The organism is Acidovorax sp. KNOB132 (assembly GCF_057541515.1).
This window is the reverse complement of sequence record NZ_BAAJYT010000340.1, coordinates 1-3,190: the sequence shown is the minus strand read 5'-3', so window position 1 is coordinate 3,190 and position 3,190 is coordinate 1. Positions and strand designations below refer to the sequence as shown.

The window sequence follows — 3,190 nt, the reverse complement described above, 5'->3', positions numbered from 1 at the left end:
CCGTTGGACCCACCGGGAGGCGTCAAGGGTGCGTTGGTGGTGTCCTCAACCGGCCGGCATTATTTTTTCTTCTTCTTCTTGCCTTGATCGTGGTGCCACTTGATGGCTAAAAACATGCCTGTTCCGAGCACGATGACCTTGAACGCAATTGAAGACGATAGGGAACCAATCCATCTCTGATTATTTCCTGGCTGTTATTTGAAGATATTGATCGTGAGGTGCATGACCTCAAAGTGCCAAATCAGCAGTTTTATTTTTAAACCATTGCCGAATTCCACTTCGATTGTTGCAGTTGGCATCGCAAACCAGTGGTGCACATCACTGGACATTTTGTCCCAAGGACGAGGGGCGGGCGTGCTGGGCGCATGCGCGCCTGAGAGCGCCGAGTCTGTTTGAGAGCCGCCTTTTTGCGCCTTTTGTCCGGGCGTGCCACCTCGCCGCGCTCGCAGGCGTTTCAAGACGTTTTTCGGCGCGCAATTCCCGATCCGGCCACCCGCGTAACGCGATGTTGCAGTGCGGCATTTTCCCCTCGGAAGCGCGGCCCTGTCGGACGCGGCGGCGGCCCTGGGCGCACGGGCCGGTAGGCGACAGACCTACACAAAACTGTGCGTTTTCGCACAGACCTGGCGGGTCCGGCGGCGCAAACTGGCTTCCATGCAGACGCAATCCGGCGCTGCAGTCCAGTTGAATCGATCCCAAGGAAGGAATCACTACCATGAACCGCAAACACCTCATCGCCATTGCCGCCATCGCCTTTGCCGGTGCCGCCTCCGCCGCCCCCGTGTCGCAGGAAGACCAGTTCGGTGCCCAGCCCGTCGAGCAGGGCCAGCCGCTGACCCGCGCTGAAGTCGTGGCCGACCTGAACCTGTGGAACCGCGCCGGCCTGAACCAGTTCGAAGCCGCCGACCGCACGCCCGATGCCGATCCCGCCTACCAGATGCGCCTGGCCCAGTACCAGCGCGAGCGCAGCGGCCCCGAGTACCTGGCCGAAGTCCAGCGCGTCGGCGGCGGCCACAACGTCGCCGGCATGGCCTCCAGCACCACGATGAACTGATGCCCCGCGCATCCCGGCGCGCCCACGGCGCGCCACACCCCCGAGCCCCCGTGCGAGAAGCACCGGGGCTTTTTTCATGGGCGGCGCTTTTCATCCCGCCCTGGACCAATGCGTTCCCGTTGTGCGTTTACGCACATACCCGGCCCGGCGAAACACCGAAACTGGCAGTCAGGCAGGCACCCCGCACTGCCCTTTGTCACCCCTGTTTTGAAGCCCAAGGAACGCACACCATGAACACCCAGCACCTGATCGCCATTGCCACCATCGCCTTCGCCGGCGCCACCGTGTCCGCCGCCCACGCCGCGCCATCGCAGGAAGACCGCTTCGGCGACGAGCCCGTGGCCACCCGCAGCACGCTCACGCGCGCCGCCGTGGAGGCCGACACCCGCCTGTGGCAGCGCGCCGGGCTGGGCCAGGCCAACGAGGGCGACCGCTCCGAAGCGGTGGACGAAGCCAGCCCGCAGCGCCTGGCCGAATACCAGCGCCTGCGCAGCGGCAGCGCCTTCCAGGCCGAACTGCGCCGGGCCCAGGGCGCCCAGCCGGTGGCTGGTGCCGAAGCCAGCGAGAGCAGCCACTGAGCAGGCGTTGCGCCACCGGCACGCCACGGCGCGCGGCCGGTCAGGGCGGCGGCAGCGGCGGATGGGCGGGAAACTGCACGCTGAACCGGGCGCCCGGCGGCACCTGGCCGGGGTGCGCGTCTTCCAGCTGCACGGTGGCGCTGTGCTGGCGCGCGATCTCCAGCACGATCGGCAGGCCCAGGCCCGAGCCGTCCGCGTCGTTGCCCAGCACGCGATAGAAGGGGCGGAACACCAGTTCGCGCTCGGCCAGCGGCACGCCGGGGCCCGAATCTTCGACCTGCAGCAGCAGCACGTGGCCGAAGGTGTCGGCCAGCACCCGCGCGGTGATGATCCCCGGCGCCCCGGGCCCCGAGGGCGTGTAGTTGATCGCGTTGTCCAGCAGGTTGCGCGCCAGCTCCTTGAGCAGCGTGGGATTGCCCTCCATCCACACGCCGGGCGCACCGGGCTCGGCGCCCTCGTACCCCAGGTCGATGTGCTTTTCCAGGGCGCGCGGCACGCAGTCGCGCACCACCTCGATCACCAGCCGGGCCAGGTCCACCGGTTGCCGCGCCAGGGCCGTTCCACTGCCTTCCGCGCGGGCCAGGGCCAGCAGCTGGTTCACCGTGTGCGTGGCGCGGATGCTGGAGCGGCCGATCTGCTGCAGCGATCGCTTCAACTCTTCGGTGCTGGTGCCTTCGCGCTGCGCCAGGTCGGCCTGCATGCGCAGCCCGGCCAATGGCGTCTTGAGCTGGTGCGCCGCATCGGCCAGAAAGCGCTTTTGCGTGGCCAGTGAGTCGCTGAGCCGGCCCAGCAGATCGTTCACCGAGTCCACCAATGGCGCCACCTCCAGCGGCACCGCCTTGTGGTCGAGCGGCGAAAGGTCGTCGGGCTTGCGGGCGCGGATGCGCTCCTCCAGCAGGCTCAAGGGCTGGATGCCGCGCGCCAGGGCCAGCCACACCAGCAGCACGGCCAGCGGCAGGATCACGAACTGCGGCAGCATCACGCCCTTGATGATTTCCGTGGCCAGCACGCTGCGCTTTTTCGCGCGTCTCGGCCACCTGCACCAGCGCGGCCGGCGCGCCCGGCAGCGGCACCCGCACCCAGATGGACGCCACGCGGATCTCGATGCCGCGCAGTTCGGCATCGCGCAGGCGCACCTCGCCCGAGAGCGGACGCTCGTCCTCGGGCGGCGGCGGGCGCGGCAGGTCGCGCTCGCCCGAGAGGAACTCGCCCGTGGGCGAGACCACCTGGTAGTAAACGATGTCGGATTCGTCGGCACGCAGGATTTCGCTGGCCGGCTGCGGCAGGTTGAACTGCGCCTTGCCGCCCTGCACCGTGACCAGTTGGGCCAGGGCGTGGGCGTTGTACTCCAGCGCGCGGTCGAAGGGCTTGTTGGCCAGGCCCTGCGCCACCAGCCAGGTGAGCGCCAGGCTCACGGGCCACAGCAGCAGGAGCGGCGTGAGCATCCAGTCCAGGATCTCGCCGAAGAGGGAGCGCTGCTCGCGCTGGAAGATCTTCAAGACAGGACGCCGGTGGAGGGGTTCAAGCCAAAAGGGCCGTCAGCGCAATCATCACTAGG

General features: G+C 67.7%; 3 protein-coding genes and 1 pseudogene. 2 read left to right on the top strand and 2 right to left on the bottom strand.

Annotated features, from left to right (window positions below; genetic code table 11):
* Window positions 1–194 precede the first annotated feature (194 nt).
* The gene (locus tag AC27IO_RS22130; protein WP_498740781.1) at window positions 195–458 is read right to left on the bottom strand and encodes a hypothetical protein; all 264 of its coding nucleotides are present in this window, start codon (window positions 456–458) and stop codon (window positions 195–197) included.
* Window positions 459–715: 257 nt separating this feature from the next.
* Here AC27IO_RS22130 and AC27IO_RS22125 point away from each other — a divergent pair, with 257 nt between their 5' ends.
* Both AC27IO_RS22125 and AC27IO_RS22120 read left to right on the top strand, forming a co-directional pair.
* A complete protein-coding gene (locus AC27IO_RS22125) occupies window positions 716–1,054 on the top strand; it encodes a DUF4148 domain-containing protein (RefSeq protein WP_272566610.1) in 339 nt (112 codons plus the stop codon).
* 230 nt (window positions 1,055–1,284) lie between these two features.
* Window positions 1,285–1,632 (top strand): DUF4148 domain-containing protein, encoded by a 348-nt coding sequence (locus AC27IO_RS22120; RefSeq protein ID WP_498740779.1) that lies wholly within the window; start codon window positions 1,285–1,287, stop codon window positions 1,630–1,632.
* Window positions 1,633–1,672: 40 nt separating this feature from the next.
* Here the strand turns inward: AC27IO_RS22120 and AC27IO_RS22115 are convergent.
* Window positions 1,673–3,131, bottom strand: a pseudogene (locus AC27IO_RS22115) (sensor histidine kinase).
* Between the last annotated feature and the right edge of the window lie 59 nt (window positions 3,132–3,190).

Excerpts from the sequence above, each read along its gene's own strand:
- AC27IO_RS22125 (WP_272566610.1), top strand. The coding sequence starts at position 716 with ATGAACCGCAAACACCTCATCGCCATTGCCGCCATCGCCTTTGCCGGT.
- AC27IO_RS22120 (WP_498740779.1), top strand. The coding sequence starts at position 1,285 with ATGAACACCCAGCACCTGATCGCCATTGCCACCATCGCCTTCGCCGGC.